Annotated in this window: 15 protein-coding genes and 1 tRNA gene; 9 read left to right on the top strand and 7 right to left on the bottom strand. The window is 35.0% G+C overall.

All coding sequences use genetic code 11. The features are described 5' to 3' along the window. Positions 1 to 26 precede the first annotated feature (26 nt). Positions 27 to 1,415: a dihydrolipoyl dehydrogenase gene (gene lpdA / locus HQN85_RS01975; RefSeq protein ID WP_173268670.1), complete on the bottom strand. Its 1,389-nt coding sequence runs from the start codon at positions 1,413 to 1,415 to the stop codon at positions 27 to 29. Positions 1,416 to 1,744: 329 nt separating this feature from the next. On the opposite strand from lpdA, the gene HQN85_RS01980 reads away from it, so the two are divergent. Next, entirely contained in the window at positions 1,745 to 5,107 is a 3,363-nt protein-coding gene (locus HQN85_RS01980) for a TonB-dependent receptor (RefSeq protein ID WP_173268671.1), read from the top strand. A gap of 118 nt (positions 5,108 to 5,225) precedes the next feature. Next, on the top strand, positions 5,226 to 6,077 hold the full coding sequence (locus tag HQN85_RS01985; protein WP_173268672.1) for a dienelactone hydrolase family protein: 852 nt from the start codon (positions 5,226 to 5,228) through the stop codon (positions 6,075 to 6,077). Positions 6,078 to 6,192: 115 nt separating this feature from the next. Here the strand turns inward: HQN85_RS01985 and HQN85_RS01990 are convergent, their stop codons facing one another. Continuing rightward, on the bottom strand, positions 6,193 to 7,380 hold the full coding sequence (locus HQN85_RS01990; RefSeq protein WP_173268673.1) for an AIR synthase related protein: 1,188 nt from the start codon (positions 7,378 to 7,380) through the stop codon (positions 6,193 to 6,195). A 118-nt stretch (positions 7,381 to 7,498) separates the two neighbouring features. Continuing rightward, entirely contained in the window at positions 7,499 to 9,682 is a 2,184-nt protein-coding gene (locus HQN85_RS01995) for a glutamine synthetase III family protein (protein WP_173268674.1), read from the bottom strand. A gap of 296 nt (positions 9,683 to 9,978) precedes the next feature. On the opposite strand from HQN85_RS01995, the gene HQN85_RS02000 reads away from it, so the two are divergent. After that, a complete protein-coding gene (locus HQN85_RS02000) occupies positions 9,979 to 10,818 on the top strand; it encodes an energy transducer TonB (protein ID WP_173268675.1) in 840 nt (279 codons plus the stop codon). A gap of 81 nt (positions 10,819 to 10,899) precedes the next feature. Here HQN85_RS02000 and asnB read toward each other — a convergent pair whose 3' ends face one another. Further along, complete coding sequence (asnB, locus tag HQN85_RS02005) at positions 10,900 to 12,741, bottom strand: asparagine synthase (glutamine-hydrolyzing) (protein WP_173268676.1); 1,842 nt, start codon at positions 12,739 to 12,741, stop codon at positions 10,900 to 10,902. A 229-nt stretch (positions 12,742 to 12,970) separates the two neighbouring features. Beyond that, positions 12,971 to 16,672 carry a phosphoribosylformylglycinamidine synthase gene (purL, locus tag HQN85_RS02010; protein WP_317170025.1) on the bottom strand — a complete coding sequence of 1,234 codons (3,702 nt, stop codon included), beginning with the start codon at positions 16,670 to 16,672 and terminating at the stop codon, positions 12,971 to 12,973. A gap of 68 nt (positions 16,673 to 16,740) precedes the next feature. Here purL and gloA2 point away from each other — a divergent pair, with 68 nt between their 5' ends. The 5 genes from gloA2 to HQN85_RS02035 all read left to right on the top strand — a co-directional run bounded on the left by gloA2 (position 16,741) and on the right by HQN85_RS02035 (position 20,331). Then, positions 16,741 to 17,124: an SMU1112c/YaeR family gloxylase I-like metalloprotein gene (gene gloA2 / locus HQN85_RS02015; protein ID WP_173268678.1), complete on the top strand. Its 384-nt coding sequence runs from the start codon at positions 16,741 to 16,743 to the stop codon at positions 17,122 to 17,124. 1 nt (position 17,125) lies between these two features. Continuing rightward, positions 17,126 to 17,830 (top strand): tRNA1(Val) (adenine(37)-N6)-methyltransferase, encoded by a 705-nt coding sequence (locus tag HQN85_RS02020; RefSeq protein WP_173268679.1) that lies wholly within the window; start codon positions 17,126 to 17,128, stop codon positions 17,828 to 17,830. A 220-nt stretch (positions 17,831 to 18,050) separates the two neighbouring features. Then, entirely contained in the window at positions 18,051 to 18,542 is a 492-nt protein-coding gene (locus HQN85_RS02025) for a metallophosphoesterase family protein (protein WP_173268680.1), read from the top strand. Positions 18,543 to 18,566: 24 nt separating this feature from the next. After that, positions 18,567 to 19,643 carry a class 1 fructose-bisphosphatase gene (gene fbp / locus HQN85_RS02030; RefSeq protein WP_173268681.1) on the top strand — a complete coding sequence of 359 codons (1,077 nt, stop codon included), beginning with the start codon at positions 18,567 to 18,569 and terminating at the stop codon, positions 19,641 to 19,643. Between the two features lie 97 nt (positions 19,644 to 19,740). After that, positions 19,741 to 20,331 carry a hypothetical protein gene (locus HQN85_RS02035; RefSeq protein WP_173268682.1) on the top strand — a complete coding sequence of 197 codons (591 nt, stop codon included), beginning with the start codon at positions 19,741 to 19,743 and terminating at the stop codon, positions 20,329 to 20,331. 82 nt (positions 20,332 to 20,413) lie between these two features. Here the strand turns inward: HQN85_RS02035 and HQN85_RS02040 are convergent, their stop codons facing one another. Beyond that, a complete protein-coding gene (locus HQN85_RS02040) occupies positions 20,414 to 21,052 on the bottom strand; it encodes a DUF6266 family protein (RefSeq protein WP_173268683.1) in 639 nt (212 codons plus the stop codon). A gap of 230 nt (positions 21,053 to 21,282) precedes the next feature. After that, positions 21,283 to 21,747: a ribonuclease HI gene (rnhA, locus tag HQN85_RS02045; RefSeq protein WP_173268684.1), complete on the bottom strand. Its 465-nt coding sequence runs from the start codon at positions 21,745 to 21,747 to the stop codon at positions 21,283 to 21,285. A gap of 175 nt (positions 21,748 to 21,922) precedes the next feature. Between rnhA and HQN85_RS02050 the strand changes: the two genes are divergently transcribed. Beyond that, positions 21,923 to 21,996: transfer RNA gene (locus HQN85_RS02050), tRNA-His, on the top strand. Positions 21,997 to 22,109: the final 113 nt, after the last annotated feature.

Genomic DNA, 22,109 nt, shown 5'->3' on the forward strand with positions numbered 1-22,109 from the left:
CAATTTAACAGTTTGTTATCTATATTTTATAAATGAATTACTTCTCCATATGCATCAGCTGCAGCTTCCATAATCGCTTCACTCATAGTAGGGTGAGGATGTACAGCTTTAATCATTTCATGGCCAGTAGTTTCTAATTTACGAGCAACTACAATTTCCGCAATCATTTCGGTTACGTTAGCACCAATCATGTGTGCGCCTAATAGCTCTCCGTATTTAGCATCGAAAATCAATTTTACAAAACCATCTTTTGCACCAGCAGCACTTGCTTTACCTGACGCAGAAAATGGGAATTTGCCAATTTTTAATTCATAACCCGCTGCTTTAGCGGCTTTCTCGGTATAACCTACAGATGCAATTTCGGGAGTGCAGTAGGTACATCCTGGAATGTTGTTGTAATCTAAAGGTTCAACATGTTGACCCGCAATTTTTTCTACACAGATAATGCCTTCGGCAGAAGCTACATGCGCTAAAGATTGACCGCCCACTACATCACCAATAGCATAATATCCTTTTACAGAAGTATTGTAAAATTCATCAGTTACGATTTTGCCTTTTTCAGTTTTAATACCAGTTTCTTCTAAACCAATATTTTCAATATTAGCTACAACGCCGGCAGCAGAAAGAACAATATCACATTCGATCGTTTGCATTCCTGAAGCTGTTTTAACTTGGACTTTACATCCATTTCCACTTGTGTCAACAGATTCAACACTTGAAGAGGTCATGATTTCAATTCCGGTTTTTTTCAAACTACGTAGTAATTGTTTAGAAACATCTTCATCCTCTACTGGCACAATATTTTCCATAAACTCCACAATGGTAACTTTCGTACCCATTGTTGCGTAGAAATACGCAAACTCTACACCTATAGCACCAGAACCTACAACTACCATAGATTTAGGTTGTTCAGGTAAAACCATTGCTTGGCGATAGCCAATTATTTTTTTACCATCTTGCTTTAAGTTTGGTAATTCTCTTGAACGAGCGCCTGTTGCAATTACAATATTTTTGGCTGTTAATTCTTGTTGGGTTCCATCAGCAGCTTTCACATCCACTTTGTTGCCAGGTTTTACTTTGCCTGTACCCATAATAACGTCAATTTTATTTTTTTTCATTAAAAATTGAACGCCTTTACTCATGCCATCTGCAACACCACGACTACGTTTAATTACAGCAGCAAAATCTGTCTTTGCCTCACCAACCTGTATGCCATAATCAGCAGCATGATTTATATATTCAAATACTTGTGCACTTTTTAATAAAGCTTTGGTTGGTATGCATCCCCAGTTAAGGCATATGCCTCCTAAAGATTCTCTTTCTACAATTGCAGTTTTTAAACCCAATTGAGAAGCTCTTATCGCAGTTACATATCCGCCAGGACCGCTGCCTATAACAATTAAATCGTAGTTCATATCTTTTTAAAGGAAAATTAACTTAAACAATGGTCAAAATTAAAAAAAATGTTGATTAAAATTACCTTAAAGATGTTACACACTACAATTTGACAATTATAAGTTTTCTAATCTAGTTAATAATCATGTATAGGTTGAAACACATAAATATCAAGCGATTGATAAAGTGTTAGTTAGAGGTTTTAATCTTTATGTTAAGTGTTAATAAGTTTTGGGATAATTAATAATTATTTAACATTGGAAATAAGAATCAGAATGAAATAAATATTTACCTTTGCAGGCGATATTTTAACATATCTTAACAAAAACAAAAAAATAATTAAAAGAGTATGAAGAAATCTTTACTATTAAAAGTTGTAGTAATTGTTTTTGCCTTTGTTGGTTTCACCTCTGTTGCTAATGCACAGATAACTACATCGTCAATGACAGGTACAATTAAAGACTCTAAAGAGTCTTTGCCTGGTGCCAGCGTTAAAGCTACACATACGCCAACCGGAACGGTTTATGGCGTGATTACTAATGCTGATGGACGTTACACTATTGGTAACATGCGTGTTGGTGGTCCTTACACCATTGAAGTTAGCTTTGTAGGTTACAAACCACAAAGATTTGATGATGTTTACCTAAAATTAGGTGAGCCATTTGTATTAAATGTGACATTATCAGACAATAGCTCAACTTTAGCTACTGTTAATATTATTGGTACAGGTACAAATGCTATTTTGAACTCTAACAAAAGCGGAGCAAATACTGTAGTGAGTAGAGCGCAAATCCAAACTTTACCAACTATTTCACGTAGTGTAAACGATATTACTCGTTTAACACCTCAGTCTAATAGCAACAATGGAATTGGTGGTGGTAACTACCGTTCTAACAACTTTTCTGTAGATGGTGCTAACTACAATAACCAATTCGGTATTGGAGCTAATATTCCTGCAGGTGGTTCTCCAATTTCTATTGATGCATTAGAGCAAATCTCTATCAATGTAACTCCATATGATGTTCGTCAGACTGGTTTTACTGGTGGTTCTGTTAATGCAGTAACTCGTTCGGGTGGTAACAGGTTTTTTGGTAACGCATTTTACACCATGCGTGGTGATGATCAACAAGGTCGTAAAATTGGTGATTACACTATCCAAAATTTACAGAAATTAGATGAGAAAAACTATGGTGCTAGTTTTGGTGGTCCAATCATTAAAGATAAATTATTCTTTTTTGTGAACTATGAGAGAAAAATTACTAAAGCTCCAGGAACATCTAGAATTGCGGCTACTCCAGCTTTACCTTATGGTTCAATTTCAACAGTTACCAAAACAACTGCTGATTTCATGAATACAGTTAGTTCGTATTTAGATGCTAAGTATGGTTACAAAACAGGTCCTTATCAGAATTATGAAAATATTAGTGAGAATGAAAAATTCTTTGCTCGTTTAGATTGGAATATTGCAAAAAATCACCGTTTTAGCATTCGTTATAACCAAGTAGAAAGCCAAAGTCCAAGTCCAGCAAGTACTTCAGTTACAGGTTCGGCAGTTGCTGGCTCTTTAGGGTATGGAAACGTTAGATCTGGTAATGCTTCAACTGCAGGTTTACCTTTCTTTAATTCAAACTATTATCAAGCTGCAAACTTATATTCAGCAACTGCTGAGTTAAACTCTTCATTTGGAAATAAAGTAACTAACACTTTACGTGTTGCCTATTCTCACCAAAATGATCCAAGAAACTCTGATAGTGCTCCATTCCCTTTAGTTGATATTTTAGATAACACTCAAACAGGAACAAGTGCAGGTAACGTATTAACTACGTTTGGTTACGAAGCTTTCACATATGGTAACTTAAGAGACGTTACTTCGTATACTTATAGTGATGATTTAAGTTTAGCTTTAGGCAAACATAATTTAACTTTAGGTTTACAAGCAGAATTTAGTACTACCAAAAATGGTTTCCAGCGTTTTGGTACTGGTTTCTATACCTTTAAATCATGGGATGATTTCGTGAATAATGCTAGACCATTACAATATTCAGTTACTTATCCTTTAACTGCTGATGGTTCGCAAGCATTCCCTTCATTCAAATTTGCTCAATATTCAGCTTATTTACAAGACGAGTTTAATGTTTCTGATCGTTTAAAATTAACTGCAGGTATTAGATTTGAACAAGCAACATATCCAGGTGTAGATGAAATTAAAACTCATCCATTGGTTGCTGCACAAACTTTTGCTAATGGTGAAAAAATCAATACTGGCGAATTACCAGAAAATAAAATGACTTATTCTCCTCGTTTCGGTTTTAACTGGGATGTAAATGGTGATCGTTCTTTACAAGTTAGAGGTGGTACAGGTATCTTTACAGGTAGAGTTCCATTTGTATGGATTGTTTCTCAATCTGGTGATGCTGGTTTAATCCAGTATACTCAAGCTTATTCTGGTGCAACTACTCCATTCTTTAACCCAAGCATTGCACCTAATTTAGTAGGTCCAAAAGGTGTTGCGGGTACAACTATACCAAGTACAATTAGTGCAATGTCTAAAGACTTAAGATTCCCTTCTACTTGGAAATCTAGTTTGGCAGTTGATGCTAAATTACCATGGGGTATCGTTGGTACATTAGAAGGAATTTATGGTAAAGATTTGTATTCGGCAGTTGCGGTTAACGTTAACTTAAAAGATCCAACTCCATTAAATATTGCTGGTTACCCAGATAACAGACCTTTCTTCGCTGCTACAGCATTTGATAAACAAGCAGTTCCATTGACTTCAGGTGGTTTAGTTGCAGCTAGTTCTGCAACAACTTCAAACACTTTGTTCAATGCAATTAAAATGAAAAATGCTAAAGGCGGATACAATTGGAGTTTAACAGGTCAGTTAAGCAAACAATTTAGTAGAGGTTTGGGCTTAATGGTTGCATATACAAAATCAGATCAACGTAACTTTGGAGATGGAAGTGGTGATCAATTGTTAAACTTATGGTCAATTCCTCAAACATCTTCAAACCCTAATGTTGCATCTTTAAGCTATTCATCTAACTTGAATCCTGATCGTGTAATTGCATCGGTTTCTTACAAAAAAGAATACTTCAAAAACTTAGCGACTTCAATCGCATTATTCTATGAAGGTTCTCAACAAGGAAGATTCTCTTATACCTATTCAGCAGATTTTAACCGCGATGGACAAACAAACGATTTGATTTATGTGCCGAAAGATGCATCTGAAATTACTTTCAGTGGAAATGTTGTTATTGCAGCTACTGCAACAACTCCTGCTAAAACCTATACACCTCAACAACAAAGTGATATTTTCATGGCTTACATTGAGCAAGATGATTACTTGAAAACACGCAAAGGTCAATATGCAGAGCGCAATGGTGCTAAATCTCCATGGAGAAATCAAGTTGATTTTAGATTAACACAAGAAGTTTTCAAAAATGTTGGAAATACTAAAAATTCAGTACAGTTCTCTGTTGATATTTTCAACGTAGGTAACATGTTGAACAAAAATTGGGGTAACATTAATTTCGTAAATAATGCTGCAATTTTAGTTCCTCAAAATGTGACAGCAATTAATGCTACTACTAAACCAACATTTAGAATGAACACTGCAAATGGTGATATTGTAAGAACTACTTTTGGTACTTCTCAAACTATTTCATCTACATTTTATATGCAATTTGGCTTACGTTATAACTTTAACTAAGATTAAATACATTTAATGTAAAATCCCGCTAACCTGAATTGGTTAGCGGGATTTTTTTTGGATTGCAGTTTAAACAATTCACAATTCGTATCTTGTGATGAAAACAAACCTCAAAACCATGGATCAAAAAATTATTACACTTTACGATTCGTATACTCACAGTCAACTAAGTAGAAAAGAGTTTATGAAAAAACTAGCTATTTTAACAGGTAGTACTGCTTTAGCTTTAACTGTTTTGCCTTTATTAGAAAATAACTATGTAGCTGCAGCTCCATTTAATAATGAGAATGTGATGAGTGAAAACATTACTTATCCAGGTGTTGATGGAGATATGAAAGCTGTTTTAGCGCAACCAAAAGGTAAAAATAAATTAGGGAGCGTTCTAGTTATACATGAGAATAGGGGGCTTAATCCGCATATTATTGATGTAACTAAAAGGGTGGCTGCTGAAGGTTTCTTGGCTTTAGGTGTTGATGCTTTGTCGCCATTTGGTGGTACACCTACTGATGAAGATAAGGGAAGGGAATTGATTGGAAAGCTGGATGCTGAAAAAAATCTTCAAAACTATTTGAAAGGATTAGAATTTTTAAGAGACCATAAAAATAGCAATGGAAAAACAGCTTGCATTGGTTTTTGTTGGGGTGGAGGCATGGCTAATAAATTAGCTGTAAATGATTCTAAATTACAAGCCGCTGTTGCCTACTATGGAGCTCAGCCAAAAGCAGAAGATGTATCTAAAATTAAAGCAAGTATTATGCTCCATTATGGTGGGTTGGATGAACGTATTAATGCTGGAATTCCTGCTTATGAAGCCGCATTAAAGCAAAACAACGTAGAGTATAAAATCTTTATTTATGATGATGTAAATCATGCATTTAATAACAATACTTCACCAACAAGGTACAATGAAGCAGCCGCTAAACTAGCTTGGCAAAGGACTATTGATTTATTTAAAGCAAAAATAGGATAATGCTCGTCATTTCGCCCTTGTGGAGAAATCTTTCTACTAATTAAAATTACATCGAGTACGAGGCACCTTAAGGATCTCTCCGTTACGCTGCGCTCCAGTCGAGATGACAATTTGTTTAATTATAAACAAATTCTCCAAACTCACTCGTTAATGTAACTTGTTTTTGGTTTCCTTTTTCTACTCGACCAATTATCTGCGCATCAATATTAAAGCTTTTAGAGATTGCAATAATATCATCAGCAATTGCTTGAGGAATATAAATCTCCATTCTATGCCCCATATTAAATACTTTGTACATTTCTTTCCAGTCGGTGCCAGATTGTTCCTGTATCAATTTAAATAAAGGTGGAATAGGGAATAGGTTGTCTTTAATTACATGAACATCATTATTAATGAAATGCAATACTTTGGTTTGTGCACCACCACTGCAATGAACTAAACCATGAATATCTTTGCGATATGCATCTAAAATCTTTTTAATCACCGGAGCGTAAGTGCGTGTAGGAGAGAGCACTAATTTTCCAATCGTTATGCTTAGCGAAGTCGAAGCATCTATTTCAATTGTATCTGTTAATCGCTTACCCCCAGAAAAAACCAAATCTAAAGGTACAGCTGGATCAAAACTTTCAGGGTACTTATTCGCAATAGATTTTTCAAATACATCGTGACGAGCGGATGTTAATCCGTTAGAGCCCATTCCTCCATTGTATTCAGTTTCATAAGTTGATTGACCATATGAAGCTAAACCAACAATTACATTACCATCTTGAATAGTATGGTTACTGATAATTTCCTCCCGCTTAATACGACAAGTAACGGTAGAATCAACAATAATAGTTCTTACTAAATCACCAACATCAGCAGTTTCTCCGCCAGTAGAAAAAATGGAAATTCCTAAAGCTCTTAAATCTGCTAAAATTTCTTCAGTGCCATTAATAATTGCTGCAATAACTTCCCCAGGAATAAGGTTTTTATTACGTCCAATGGTTGAGGATAATAGGATGTTTTCGGTAGCACCAACACAAATTAAATCATCTAAATTCATGATAATTGCATCTTGAGCTATGCCTTTCCAAACCGAAATATCACCAGTTTCTTTCCAATAGGTATAAGCTAAGGAAGATTTGGTTCCAGCGCCATCGGCATGCATAATGTTGCAGTAGGTTTCATCATTTCCTAAAATATCTGGAATAATTTTACAAAATGCTTGTGGGAAAATACCTTTATCAATGTTTTTGATAGCAGCATGAACATCTTCTTTTGATGCAGAAACACCACGCTGGTTATACCTGTTATCGCTCATATTGCTTGCAAAGATAATGTTTTAGTCAGAAAGTATATAGTTAGAATGTTCGAAAGTATGCATAAAAAAAGCGTCCAAATTTATATCTGAACGCTTTTAGTATTAAAACTGGAAAAAACTATTTTAAGAAAAGTAATTCTCTGAATTTAGGCAATGGCCAAACGCTATCGTCAACAATTTGCTCTAATTTATCAGTATGGTAACGAATAGTGTCAAAGTAAACTTTCACTTTTTCGTCATAACCTATCGCTTTCTCACGGCTATCCTCAATCGCATTAGTTTTCTTGCGTTCTTCTAACATTGCATCGATATTAGTTTTAACAATATTAATGTGCTCAGATAGTTTGCTGATAATTGCTAATGGAGTAGCGATAGCTTCTTTGCTTAAACCAAGTTCTTTTAATCCTTTTGCATTTTCAATTAATACATTTTGATAAGCGATAGCGGCAGGTAAAATTTGGCTGTTTGCCACATCACCCATTACACGAGCTTCAATTTGTAATTTTCTGAAGAAACTTTCTAATAAAATCTCATGACGAGCGTGTAATTCGCGTTTGCTGAAGATATTAGTTTTAGTAAATAATTCAGTCGATTTATCGCTTACATAAGCATCTAAAGCTTTTGGTGTAGTTTTAATGTTTGATAAACCGCGTTTTGCAGCTTCATCAGCCCATTCTTGACTGTAACCATTTCCTTCAAAACGAATGTCTTTAGATTCTTTGATATATCTTTTGATAACCGTTAATAAGGCAACATCTTTTTTATCGCCTTTTTTAATCAATTTATCTACATCGGTTTTAAATTTAACCAATTGATCTGCAACGATCGCATTTAAAACCGTCATTGGAGCAGATGAATTCGCTGTAGAACCTACAGCTCTTAATTCGAATTTGTTACCTGTAAATGCGAAGGGAGAAGTACGGTTACGATCTGTATTATCCAAAGTAATTTGCGGAATTTTAGGAATACCTAACCATAAACCATTATCTTCTTTGGTTTTTTTGCTGATGCGAGAATGCTCAATTTCATCTAATATTTCATCTAATTGTTGACCTAGGAAGATAGAAATAATTGCTGGTGGAGCTTCGTTAGCGCCTAAACGGTGATCGTTGCTTACTGAAGTGATGCTTGCTCTTAATAAATCTGCATGTTCATGAACAGCTTTAATGGTGTTCACGAAAAATGCTAAGAACATCAAGTTGTTTTTTGGTGTTTTTCCTGGTGCTAATAAATTTTTACCAGTATCTGTGATTAAAGACCAGTTATTGTGTTTCCCAGAACCGTTGATGCCTGCGTATGGTTTCTCGTGTAATAAAACTTTAAAGTTATGACGGCGGGCAACTTTTTCCATTAAATCCATCAACAACTGATTGTGATCAATCGCTAAGTTGATTTCTTCGTAAATAGGAGCACATTCAAATTGAGAAGGAGCAACCTCATTATGACGAGTTTTTAAAGGAATACCTAATTTTAAAGCTTCATTTTCGAAATCTACCATGTAAGCAAATACACGCTCAGGAATAGAACCAAAATAATGATCTTCTAATTGTTGACCTTTAGCAGACATATGTCCGAATAAGGTACGGCCAGTCATTACTAAATCTGGACGAGCATTAAATAAAGCGAGGTCAACTAAGAAATATTCTTGCTCTATACCTAATGAAGCAGTTACTTTAGTAATACCTTTATCGAAATATTGACAAACATCAACAGCTGCTTTATCCATAGCAGCTAATGCTTTTAATAAAGGTGCTTTATAATCTAAAGATTCCCCTGTATATGAAATAAATACAGTTGGAATACAAAGTGTTTTTCCAGCTTTGCTCTCCATAATAAATGCAGGAGAAGAAGGATCCCAAGCTGTATAACCACGAGCTTCGAATGTATTACGGATACCACCATTTGGGAAACTTGAAGCATCTGGTTCTTGTTGAACTAGTGCGCTACCAGCAAATTTTTCAATTGCTCCGTCGCCACTAGGTTCAAAGAATGAATCATGTTTCTCTGCAGTAGATCCAGTTAAAGGTTGAAACCAATGTGTATAATGAGTAGCGCCTTTACTCATTGCCCAAGTTTTCATTGCAGAGGCAATTTGATTTGCATCGTCTTGATTAATTAATTCTCCTTGACCTATTGTAGAAATTAATTTTTCATAAACTTCTTTAGATAAGAAGTCTCTCATTTTTTTCTTATCAAAAACATTCGAACCAAAAAATTCAGAAATTTTCGATGATGGTGCATGAACTTCTGGTGAAATTCTATTTTGCGCCTCTTTTAGAGCAATTGTTCTTAGACTTTTCATTGATTAATAATTATTTTTATCTGTTATGAAGCTATCATGAGTTTTTTTTGTGGTTTTAAAATGTAAACTCATGATGGTTTCATTGATTTATTTAAATTTTATTCAAAAATATAATTTTTAATCTATTTTTTTCGATCAATTTTAAATTTTTATGTTGATTTTTCAATTTTTTTAGTGAAAACATGATTTTTTTGTTGAAAATTCAAAAAATGTTTAGAAATACATCCTAAAAATATTTTTTCAGAAACTTATGGAATAGTTCGATACCTAACATCATAGTTAAAAAACTTAAAACTATGTTTAACAACTCATCAAATTTATATGGTAGCGAGTGGCTCGCTCTCGTATTTAGTAACAGAAACAAAAATTATGGAGCTTATGAGTTAAGATCTCAATCTTCATCAATTTTAACCAAGTCTTTGTTTATCGCCGGTGCTGTGTTTATTTCCATGTTTGTTATTCCATTGTTATATGCGCATTTTAAACCAGCACCTGAGGTTTTAACAACTAGGGTAATTGAAATTGCAAATCCTGAGGCTATTCATGAAATGAAAAAAGAAGAGCCCAAAAAAGAAGAACCGATTAAAAAAGCAGAGCCGGTTAAACAACAAGTTGCTGCTAAGAGTGTAAGTATTAGTGTTAAAGTAGTTGCTGATCCAGTTGATAATACTCCTCCACCAACAACTGCACAAATACAAAACTCAGTTATCAGTAGTACTCCACAAGAGGGGGCAGAAGGAAAAGGAAATATTGAACCTATATCGAATACTGGTGGAAGTGGTTTGGGTACCGCTCCAGATGGAGCTAACGATACTAAAATATATGAAGGTGGAGTTGAAAACTATCCAGAATTCCCAGGTGGAATGGCGGCTTGGTCTAAATTTATTCAGAAGAATTTAAAATACCCATATATGGCTCAGGATGCTGGAATTCAGGGAAAGGTATTTTTAAGTTTTGTAGTGGAGAAAGATGGATCTATTACTGATGTTCAAGTTACAAGAGGTATTGGATATGGTTGTGATGATGAGGCGGTAAGGGTAATTAAGAAATCACCTAGATGGAAAGCTGGCTCGCAAAATAACCAAACGGTTAGAGTTCGTTATAGTATGCCTATTAGTTATATGCTAAGTCAATAGTTTTTGTAATACTCATTTATAAATCCATAATCTTGAATTATTAATCAATTAAAGGTTATGGATTTTTTGATCCAAACTAATTTAAGCCATCCATTTTTGATACCACATTTGAAATTGTAGTAATAACCAGACCTTTTGAGCATTATGTGCAGTTGAATTTGCATAAAAGGCAGATTTAATTCTTAAAACTTCATCAGTTTTTAAAAAATCATGCTGATTTAAATTTTCTGGAGATAAGTGATGCGCTATTAAAGGAGCAAAAGTTGTTTTGAGCCACGATGCTAAAGGAATAACAAATCCTTTTTTAGGTTTATTCATCAAGCTTTTTGGGATGTATTTATTGGTAATCTTTTTAAGCAGATATTTTTGCTCACCATCTTTAATAAACCATTTGGAATCAAGCGTGGTTAAATAAGCTATTAAATCCGTTTTTAATAACGCGTCTCTATTGTCAATACCATAATGCATAAAGCATTTGTCACTGATAGAAAGAATGTTATTAGGTAAATAATCATGTAAATCGTGAATTAAAAGATCTTTTATGTTTTGCGCTTTATTATTAGATCGAGTAGAAAAATTGTACTCGCCATTTAACAACCTATTAATTTCTACTGTGGTAAAACAGGCATTAATTGCAAGGTATTTATTTAGTAAACCGTCAGCTTCTAAAACTTCTTCCATTTTCGGCTGAGTTTTCTTCAAGAAACTGATGTAAGTGTCTTTTAAAAACTTTGGAATACGTTTATGTACTAATTCCTCTAATTTAATTGCTTTGGCATATGTTCTATAACCTCCAAATAATTCATCTCCACCTTCGGCTCCTAACAAAACCTTAACCTCTTTCTTTGCTTTTTCTGCTATAAAAAGTAAGGGAAGAACTACGCTATCTCCAACTGGTTCATCAAAAATATGAGGCAAATTTTTAACTATTGTTAAAGCCTCATCTTTGTTAAGGTAATATTCGTGATGATTAGTTTTTAAATATTCAGCAATTTTACTCGCTTGCGGAGCTTCGTCTAGTTTTTCATTTTTAAAGCCAACTGTAAAAGTCTTTATGCGCTTCGTTTGATTTTTTTGTAAAATGGCAGCTACGGTAGAACTATCATATCCACCACTTAATAAAACGCCTACAGGTACATCAGCAACATTTCTTTTCAAAATAGACTCTGTTAAATGTTCCTCTATTTTTTCTGAAATTTGAGTTTCATTTTCTACATCAGATTTTACTACAGGAGGGAAGTTTAACTTAAGAAGACTATCATAACTATTTCCACTATGTAAATCTAAAGTTGTAAACGTTCCTTTTTTAAATTTGAAAATATGTTCGTAAACTGTTTCATCATTTGTAAAATACCCATACCTAAAAAAGGATGCTAGTGCATTTTTATTGATGCTTTTCTGAACTACATTATAGGCAAATAATGCGCTAATTTCTGAAGCAAATATGTAGCAACCCTTATTTTTATAATAGTATATGGGTTTGGCGCCAATTTCATCTTTAGCAATAATTAATTGATTTAATTTTCTATCTATTAACGCAAAAGCAAAAGAACCATCCAGTTTTTCAAATGATTTTGTGCCCCATTTCTTATAACTCTCTATAATAACTTCAGTATCTGTTAAGGTAGAAAATATAACGCCGTACTTGATTAGCGTTTCCCTTAACTCTAAATAATTATAAATGGTGCCGTTAAACGTAATGCTGTAATTGCCACAGGTTGATGTTAAGGGCTGTAATGCTTTTTCACTTAAATCTATTGTAGCCAGGCGCTCATTAGCTATGCCTAGGGTGTAATGTTCTTTTTGGTCGAAAATAAGGCCGCTACCATTACCACCTCGATGGATTAAAGCTGCAGAGGCTTTTTTAAGATTAGCTTCACTTATGCTATGGTTATGATCAATAAATCCCGTTATTCCACACATAAGTTTAATTAGAATTTGAGCATAATTGCTCCTCTATCTTCCGTTAATATTTGGTTATTTGTTATAAAATTCTATTCGTCAATTCTAAAATAATTTAAATAGTATTCTATGAAATGTTTTAGTTTGAGGTTTTATTAGCATCAAACTTACAAATATTGAGCCAAGTTAGTTATTTTAAAAATGGCTAAATATTAAAAAAGCTACCCTAATTATGGATAGCTTTCAGGTTTTATTTACTGTGTTGCTCTACCCATTTTCTAGCGTTTACAAAAGCTTCCATCCAAGGGGAAACTTCATCTTTTCTTCCCTTAGGGTAATTGGCCCAATGCCATTGAAACAACGAACGCTCAATATGTGGCATCATCACTAAGTGCCTACCTGTTTCATCACATAACATAGCTGTATTGTAGTCAGATCCGTTAGGGCTAGCAGGATAACTTTCATATGCATATTTAGAAACGATCTGATATTGATCTTCGCTGTAAGGCAATTGAAATCTTCCTTCACCATGTGATACCCAAACGCCTAATGTATTTCCTGCTAGTGTAGAAAGCATTACCGAATTGTTTTTTTGTATGGTTAAGGATGTGAAAATACTTTCGTGTTTGCCACTTTTGTTATGCAACATTTTTGGTTTTTCTGCGTGGTTTTTATTAATTAATCCAAGCTCTACAAATAATTGACACCCATTACAAACCCCCACAGACAGTGTATCTTCACGGTTAAAGAAGTTTTCTAAGGCAACTCTTGCTTTTTCATTGTACATAAATGCACCAGCCCAGCCTTTCGCAGAGCCTAACACATCAGAGTTAGAGAAACCGCCAACTGCACCGATAAACTTAATGTCTTCTAATGTTTCTCTGCCAGAAATTAAATCCGTCATGTGCACATCTTTCACGTCAAAACCTGCTAAATACATCGCATTAGCTAATTCACGCTCAGAATTACTTCCTTTTTCGCGAATAATCGCAGCTTTAGGTCTTGGTTTAGTACTGTCAATTACTGGTTTTTTCCCATCAAATTGCTGTGGAAACGTATAATTTAAAACCTGATTTTTATAGTTGTCAAAACGTTCTTTTGCTAAACCGTTTCCAGTCTGTTTGCTGTCTAATAAATAAGAAGTTTTGAACCAGACATCACGTAAATGGTCTATTTCAAAAGAGAAATTGTCAGTTGCATTTTTTATTTCTAGCGCAGCTGAAGTAGTAACGTTACCAATTTTGTGTAATGTTATATTGTGCTGAGCAAAAACACTTTCTACTGTAGCATCAGCTTGGAAAACGATCCCTATATTTTCTGAGAATAATAATTTAACACTATCAGCTTCGCCTAAAGAGGTTAAATCTAATGTTGCACCCAAATTGCGATCGGCAAAACACATTTCTAGTAAAGTAGTAATTAAACCACCGCTACCAATATCATGTCCTGCTTGAATTTTCTCTTCCTTAATTAACTGTTGGATGAGATTAAATGACTGTTTAAATGCTTCGGCATCCTTAACATCTGGAGTTTCTGCACCGATTTTATTTAAAATTTGTGCAAAAGAAGAACCTCCTAGTTTATAACTGTCGTTAGAAAGGTTGATGTAATAAATTGAGCCGCCATCTTTTTGTAAAACAGGTTCAACAACTTTCGTAATATCATCGCAATTGCCACCTGCAGAAATAATCACAGTTCCTGGCGCAATTACATCACCATCCTTGTATTTTTGCTTCATTGAGAGTGAATCTTTTCCCGTTGGGATATTGATTCCAAGTTCAATAGCAAAATCTGAGCAAGCTTTTACAGCTTCGTATAATCTTGCGTCCTCGCCTTCATTTTTACAAGCCCACATCCAGTTTGCCGAAAGAGAAACGGATTTTAACCCATCTTTTAATGGTGCCCAAACTATATTTGAAAGCGCTTCTGAAATGGCAATTCTACTTCCTGCGCCTGCGTCAATTAATGCAGATAGGGGAGCATGACCAATTGAAGTTGCAATGCCTTCTTTTCCTTGAAAATCTAATGCCATTACCCCGCAATTGTTTAATGGTAATTGTAATGGTCCTGCGCATTGTTGTTTGGCAACCCTACCACCCACACATCTATCAACTTTGTTCGTTAACCAATCTTTACTTGCAACAGCTTCTAATTGTAGAACCTGTTCTAAATAATTGTTTAATAGTGTGTTATTATAGGTAATCGTTTGATAATTCTGGACGATTTTTTTGTCCTCCATTACTACTTTCGGAGAACTACCAAACATATCCGCTAAAGCCAAATCCATTGGTTTAGCGCCAGAAGTAGCAGATTTGAAAGTAAAACGATGATTGCCTGTTACTTTCCCAACAGTATACATTGGCGAACGTTCACGGTCGGCAATCTTTTGCAAAGTTTCAATATGTTCGTTGTCAATCACCAATCCCAAACGTTCTTGAGATTCGTTTCCAATAATTTCTTTTGCAGATAGTGTTGGATCACCTACTGGAAGATTATCTAAATTGATCAATCCTCCAGTTTCTTCAACCAATTCAGAAAGACAGTTTAAATGTCCACCAGCTCCATGATCGTGAATGGAAATAATCGAATTGTGATCGCTTTCTATCATTCCACGAACTGCATTAGCAGCACGTTTTTGCATTTCTGGATTAGAGCGTTGAATCGCATTTAATTCGATTCCAGTTCCATGTTCGCCAGTATCAGCAGATGAAACTGCCGCTCCGCCCATTCCAATTCTATAATTTTCACCACCAAGAACGACAATGTTATCGCCCTCTTGTGGCTTTTTCTTCTTCGCCTGACTAGCTTTTCCGTAACCTACACCACCAGCCAACATAATTACTTTGTCGAAACCTAACTTACGGTTGTTCTCCTCGTGTTCAAAAGTTAAAACAGAACCTGTAATTAAAGGCTGACCAAACTTATTGCCGAAATCAGTAGCACCGTTAGATGCTTTGATCAAAATATCCATTGGTGTTTGGTACAACCATTTTCTTTCCTCTACACCATTTTCCCAAGGACGGCCTTCCTCTAAACGAGAAAGTGCTGTCATGTAAACTGCAGTTCCGGCTAAAGGCAATGAGCCTTGTCCGCCTGCCAAACGATCTCTAATTTCACCACCAGAACCAGTAGCTGCGCCATTAAAAGGTTCAACGGTTGTTGGGAAATTATGTGTTTCTGCTTTTAATGAAATTACAGATTCGAAATCGCTTGTGGCATAATAATCTGGTTCATCGGCACGTTTTGGTGCAAATTGCTGTACAACCGGACCTTTAATAAATGCAACGTTATCTTTATAGGCAGAAACAATATCATTTGGATTTGTTTCTGATGTTTTACGAATTAATTTGAATAAAGATGTAGGTTGTTCTACGCCATCAATGACAAATTTCCCATTAAAAATTTTATGACGGCAATGCTCCGAATTCACTTGAGAAAAACCGAACACCTCTGAGTCTGTTAATGGGCGTTCAAGTTTTTTAGCTAATGAATTTAAATAATCAACTTCTTCATCACTTAAAGAAAGCCCTTCTTGTTTATTATAGGCTGCAATATCTGTAATCTCTAAAATGGGCTCAGGTTTAATGTTAATGGTATAAACATCTTGATCTAAAACTTCATATTTTTGAGAAAGCATTGGGTCATAATCAGAAAAATCTTTAGTAACCTTTTTAAATTCTTCTATTCTGATTATACCTGTGATACTCATATTCTGAGTAATTTCTACAGCGTTAGTACTCCAAGGCGTAATCATAGCCGCACGAGGGCCAACAAAATATCCAGTTAATTGGTCTTCATTTTGTTTTTTAGCACCGCCAAATAACCATTCAAGTTTTGTAATATCAGTTGCAGATAAGGTTTGTTCTGTTTGTAAAACAAAAACCGCCTCAGATTGACTTAAGAAGAAATGAATCATGCTTGTTTTTTGAAGATGCAAATTTAGCTTTAAAATTTTAAAAACACCAGTTAAAGCAGGGAATATATTCGATACTTTTGTTTAAAAAATCATCATATTTAAAAATGTTCAAGCGCATTCATCACATTGCTATTATTTGTGCAGATTATAAAGTTTCTAAAGATTTTTATGTCAATAAATTAGGCTTTGAGATCATAGCAGAAGTGTATCGAGCAGAGCGGAAATCTTATAAATTAGATTTAGCTGTAAATGGCACTTATCAAATTGATCTTTTTTCTTTTGAAAGTCCAGCAGACAGACCATCAAGACCAGAAGCTACAGGTTTAAGGCATTTAGCTTTTGAAGTTGACAATGTTGAAGCAACAAGTTTAGTACTTAACCAAAAAGGAATAACAACTGAGCCTATTCGTGTGGATGAATTTACAGGGAAGAAATTTACTTTTTTTACAGATCCTGATGGATTGCCTTTAGAGATTTATCAACAATAAAATGAGTTCACTTTTTAAGTTTAAACAGTTTGAAGTGGACCAGCAGGGCTGTGCCATGAAAATAAACACAGATGGCGTACTGCTAGCAGCATTAGTAGAAAGCGACCAACCACATTGCATTTTAGATATTGGTACTGGAACAGGAGTTATCGCCTTAATGTTAGCGCAAAGATTTAATAATGCTTACGTTGAAGCGATAGAGATTGATGACGAAGCCTCAAAAACCGCAGATAGAAACTTCAAATCCTCAATTTTTAGCAATAGATTAAATAATAACAATATTTCAATAGAACAATATACCAGTGCTCATCAATTCGATTTGATTGTTTCTAATCCACCTTATTTTACTAATGATTTAAAAAATACAGAAGAAAAGAAGGGAATTGCTAGACATACAAATGAAGAGTTTTTTAATGACTTAATTATAAAAGTAAATGCATTATTGACTGAGAATGGGAGTTTTTGGTTTGTATTGCCAATTAAACAAACAGAACTTCTGATCGATAATGGAGCGAAGTGTGGTTTATCGGTCGCTAAACAAATTCATTTGCATTCTGATGAAAGCAAACCAGAATTTCGACGCATAGTTTGTTTAAAAAGAACTTCGAAAGTTCCTATTTACGAACACTTTTATATTTATGAAAGTGAAAAAGTGTACACTAAAGCTTATAAGAATTTACTAAAGGATTTCTTTTTAGGATATTAACACCTTTTTCGTCATCTCATTGTTTTCCCGTCATCTCGACTGCAGCGCAGCGAAATGGAGAGACCTTTTACAAATGGTTTCTTTTTAGCAAACTTCCTTGCGTTAAATTAGAATTGCTGAATTCGCTTTTCTATCTATAAATTTGATCGATGAAACATCAAAGCATACAGCAATGTTATGTTCATGTTAGTTTCATCTCATTAAAACAAACGATATATTGATGAAAAAGATAGGCCTACTTTCTGATACACATGGTTTTTTAGACGATGCAGTATTTAAATATTTTGATGAATGTGATGAAATATGGCATGCTGGAGATTTTGGTGCAAATGTAGCTGAGCCTTTAGCGGCGTTTAAACCATTGCGTGGAGTATATGGTAATATCGATGGAAAGGATATTCGGTCGACCTATCCCGAAAATTTACGGTTTATGTGTGAGGATGTGGATGTTTGGATGACGCACATTGGCGGTTATCCTAATCATTACGCTCCACAAGTAAAAGCGGAAATATACACTAAGCCGCCAATGCTATTTATCAGCGGCCACTCACATATTTTAAAAGTGATTTTTGATGAAAAAATAAAATGTTTACATATTAACCCCGGTGCGGCTGGAAAACATGGCTGGCATAAAGTAAGAACTTTGATTCGTTTTTGCATTTCGGCAGAAAAAATACATACCTTAGAGGCCATAGAGTTAGGGAATAGATAACGTAACAAATACACTAAGTAAAATATGTCGGGTATAAAAACATTAGGTCAATTCATTATTGAAAAACAGTTAGACTTTCCTTATGCAAAAGGCGAACTTTCAAGATTATTAAGAGACATTGGTATCGCTTCAAAAATTGTAAATAGAGAAGTAAATAAAGCAGGTTTGGTAGATATTTTGGGCGATGCCGGCACAACAAATATCCAAGGAGAAGGACAAAAAAAGTTAGATGTATACGCTAATGAGCAATTTATATCTGCCTTAACCAGTGGCGGGGAATGTTGTATTGTTGCGACAGAGGAAGAAGATGAGTTCGTCCCAATCGACTCACCGGTTTCTAAAAATGCCAAATATATTGTGTGTATCGATCCTTTAGATGGGTCATCAAACATTGATTGTAATGTTGCCGTTGGTACCATATTTTCAATTTATCGCAGAAAATCAGTAGATGGCAATGCTACATTAGCCGATGTTTTACAAAAAGGAACAGAACAAGTTGCAGCAGGTTATGTAATTTACGGTTCCTCAACCATGCTGGTGTACACCACAGGCAAAGGGGTAAATGGTTTCACCTTAGATCCATCCATCGGTGAATTTTGTTTATCACATCCTAACATGAAAATACCAGAGGATGGTATTATCTACTCTATAAATGAAGGTAATTATGTGCATTTTCCAGATGGTGTAAAGAAATACCTTAAATATGCTCAGGTAGAAGATTTAGCTACGAAAAGACCCTATACATCAAGGTATATTGGTTCGATGGTTGCTGATATTCACCGTAATTTAATAAAAGGCGGTATTTATATTTACCCAACCACTGCAGCTTCACCAAATGGAAAGTTGAGATTATTGTATGAATGTAACCCGATGGCTTTTATTATTGAACAAGCTGGCGGTATAGCCTCAGATGGTTTAAATCGAATTTTAGACATCGAGCCTACAGAATTGCACCAGCGTACTTCGATCTTTATCGGCTCAGCAAAAATGGTGAGAATGGCAGAGGCCTTAATGGCCGAATATTCCCCAGTTAAAAGCTTATCGAACGAAAGATCCGAAGAAAAATTACAGCAAATGGGTGTTGTAGGAGGGATAGATTAATCCAATTTTATATTAACCTCATTTTTACAAATACAGTTTATTCATCCTTTACTAGGAAAAAGAATTTGCTGTCTTATCTTTGCAAAAAAAGAACGAGATGAAAAAGACAGAGGAATTTCCAGCATTAGATTATATAGTTAAGACATTAACGAAAGCCATAGCTGATTCGAAAGTGGAGCAAAAATCAGCAACTGCATATACCATTAAGGATGGAAATGATGAAATCGTTTTGGAACAAACATCAAGTGTTAACGATAATCCTAATGCCATATTAATCACCGATAAAAGGAATATTATTTTCAGTGAAGACTTATTAGAAACCTTACAAAACCTTCATGACAATGTAAGGGGAGATGAAAAGCTTAAAACTTCTTTAAAGGAAACACTCATTATTATCAACGGATTAGATATTGAAACTGACTTTGTATTCCAAGCTGTTAAAGACTTTCTTGATCAGGTAAGTAATAGCTATGAATTTGTGCAAACTGTTGAAACGAATGTCACTAAAATAGGAGCAGGCTTTAAATTTGGTAAGCACATTTTTAGATTAAATATTACAAACGAACCAACTGCAATTATTTTGGAACCAAGGTTTGTAGCTTCTTTTGATGCAGGTATTCAGAAAACGATTACCGATGATATTGCCAAAGTCCAACTTGCTATCAATAAGATGTTTAAAAAGGCATAATATCATTTTATATATAAAAAAATGCTCTACATGGTATTAATTACTTCGTAGGGCTTTTTTTATTGTTAACAAATCGGATGAGTTATACCACAATCACCTTACCCAAGTACTGGCTATCAGATTGAGAGCTACGGTCGGCAGCAACAAAACCTATATACACATGAACTGCTACACTTGAAAAATCAGAATCCAGTTGGAGCTTTAATTCTCCATCCCTTCTAAAGGCACCGTTAAATATCCTTTTAATCGTATTTCCTTTTAAAGGATCATAAACCAATACCATCAGTTGATCTGACTCATGTTCGTAACCTACATCAGTGATGTCCCAGGTAATACGCATTTCTAAACCACTACATACTACAGCAGGATTTATAGCCTGGGGCAATGTGCCACCACTTATTTTAAATAGGGCAGGGTCGATATGGAAATTCCCATCAGCATCAATAGCCAAAGCTTCTCTTCTGGTATGGGCCAAGGCCGCACGAAAGCCTCCTGTTTTGGTGTAATAATTAGCAAAGCCAACTTGTACTAAATCTTTTAACGGCTTGAGATAGGCTTGCACCATTGCCATTTTCTGCTGGTTGATGAGTTCGTTAGAGGTGAAGTGTGTTCTCTTTTTAGGCACCGACCTGATCAGACAGTCCCCATCCCTGATCACACCTACCACTGTGCCCACCTTGCCAGAAAAGCCGCCCAAAATCCCGTTAATTAACCTTGCCATATTGTTTCGTTTTGACCAAATGTAGATGATGCATCTCGCTAATCCAAATCAGGAAAAGTTATAAAATGTTAATAATTAGATGTTTACACGTATATAATTAGGTGAACGATATAGTTCGCACCCTGTTATCACCTTGTTTGCACCCTGTGAACTCCCTGTTAAAATTAGATGTGTAAACAACTAAACCACTCCAAAAGAAGGTCGAATTATTTTTAAGGAAAGATTTTGGATTAAGCGTTTTTGCGCTCTGCTTCAAAAAAAGCATCAATAGCGAGTTCGCCCTTATTTTGCGAAGCTGCTACCGCTAAGCGATCGCACCGTTCGTTTTCTGGATGTTCATTGTGGCCTTTGATCCATATAAATTTAATTTGATGGATTTTGTGGAGGGCTAAATATTGCAACCAAAGATCTTTGTTCTTTTTATCTTTAAAGGCTTTTTTTACCCAGCCAAATACCCAACCTTTTTCTACAGAATCAACTACATATTTTGAATCGGAATAGATGGTGACTTGTTGCCCCGGCTTCTTGATTGCTTTTAAACCTTCTATGACAGCCAATAACTCCATTCGGTTATTGGTGGTTAAACGAAAACCACCGCTTAATTCTTTATAATGTGCACCAGCACGCAAAATTACACCATAACCACCTGGGCCAGGGTTGCCGCTTGCTGCGCCGTCTGTATAAATTTCTATCATAAACAGAGCAAAGCTAGCTTTTTAGCATTAAAATCAGCTATGTTGAATTTTTTTAATCGGCAAATAGCCTTTCAAATAATTGAATGCTAATCGATTAAAAAATTTTAATAAAGCTTTGTCAAAAATATTTGCAATAAATATTAAAAATCGTACTTTTGTGACACTAAAAAACACGGTGGCTGTAGCTCAGTTGGTTAGAGTATTGGTTTGTGGTGCCGAGGGTCGTGGGTTCGAGCCCCATCAGCCACCCCTAGTTTTAAAAGCAGTTCTGAAAAGACCTGCTTTTTTTGTTTAAATAGTTTATTTTTAATAAGTTGAAGAATATTCAATCATGGAAAAGTGGTTCTATGCTTTAATGTCAA

The organism is Pedobacter boryungensis (genome assembly GCF_013204825.1).
Taxonomy (GTDB): domain Bacteria; phylum Bacteroidota; class Bacteroidia; order Sphingobacteriales; family Sphingobacteriaceae; genus Pedobacter; species Pedobacter boryungensis.

Bases quoted from the DNA above. Each gene is read 5' to 3' on its own strand.
- asnB (WP_173268676.1), bottom strand. From the start codon at position 12,741: ATGTGTGGAATAACGGGATTTATTGATCATAACCATAGCATAAGTGAA.
- fbp (WP_173268681.1), top strand. From the start codon at position 18,567: ATGTCGGGTATAAAAACATTAGGTCAATTCATTATTGAAAAACAGTTA.
- HQN85_RS01985 (WP_173268672.1), top strand. From the start codon at position 5,226: ATGGATCAAAAAATTATTACACTTTACGATTCGTATACTCACAGTCAA.
- gloA2 (WP_173268678.1), top strand. From the start codon at position 16,741: ATGTTCAAGCGCATTCATCACATTGCTATTATTTGTGCAGATTATAAA.
- rnhA (WP_173268684.1), bottom strand. From the start codon at position 21,747: ATGATAGAAATTTATACAGACGGCGCAGCAAGCGGCAACCCTGGCCCA.
- HQN85_RS01995 (WP_173268674.1), bottom strand. From the start codon at position 9,682: ATGAAAAGTCTAAGAACAATTGCTCTAAAAGAGGCGCAAAATAGAATT.
- HQN85_RS01990 (WP_173268673.1), bottom strand. From the start codon at position 7,380: ATGAGCGATAACAGGTATAACCAGCGTGGTGTTTCTGCATCAAAAGAA.
- HQN85_RS02020 (WP_173268679.1), top strand. From the start codon at position 17,126: ATGAGTTCACTTTTTAAGTTTAAACAGTTTGAAGTGGACCAGCAGGGC.
- HQN85_RS01980 (WP_173268671.1), top strand. From the start codon at position 1,745: ATGAAGAAATCTTTACTATTAAAAGTTGTAGTAATTGTTTTTGCCTTT.
- HQN85_RS02025 (WP_173268680.1), top strand. From the start codon at position 18,051: ATGAAAAAGATAGGCCTACTTTCTGATACACATGGTTTTTTAGACGAT.
- lpdA (WP_173268670.1), bottom strand. From the start codon at position 1,415: ATGAACTACGATTTAATTGTTATAGGCAGCGGTCCTGGCGGATATGTA.
- HQN85_RS02000 (WP_173268675.1), top strand. From the start codon at position 9,979: ATGTTTAACAACTCATCAAATTTATATGGTAGCGAGTGGCTCGCTCTC.
- HQN85_RS02035 (WP_173268682.1), top strand. From the start codon at position 19,741: ATGAAAAAGACAGAGGAATTTCCAGCATTAGATTATATAGTTAAGACA.
- HQN85_RS02040 (WP_173268683.1), bottom strand. From the start codon at position 21,052: ATGGCAAGGTTAATTAACGGGATTTTGGGCGGCTTTTCTGGCAAGGTG.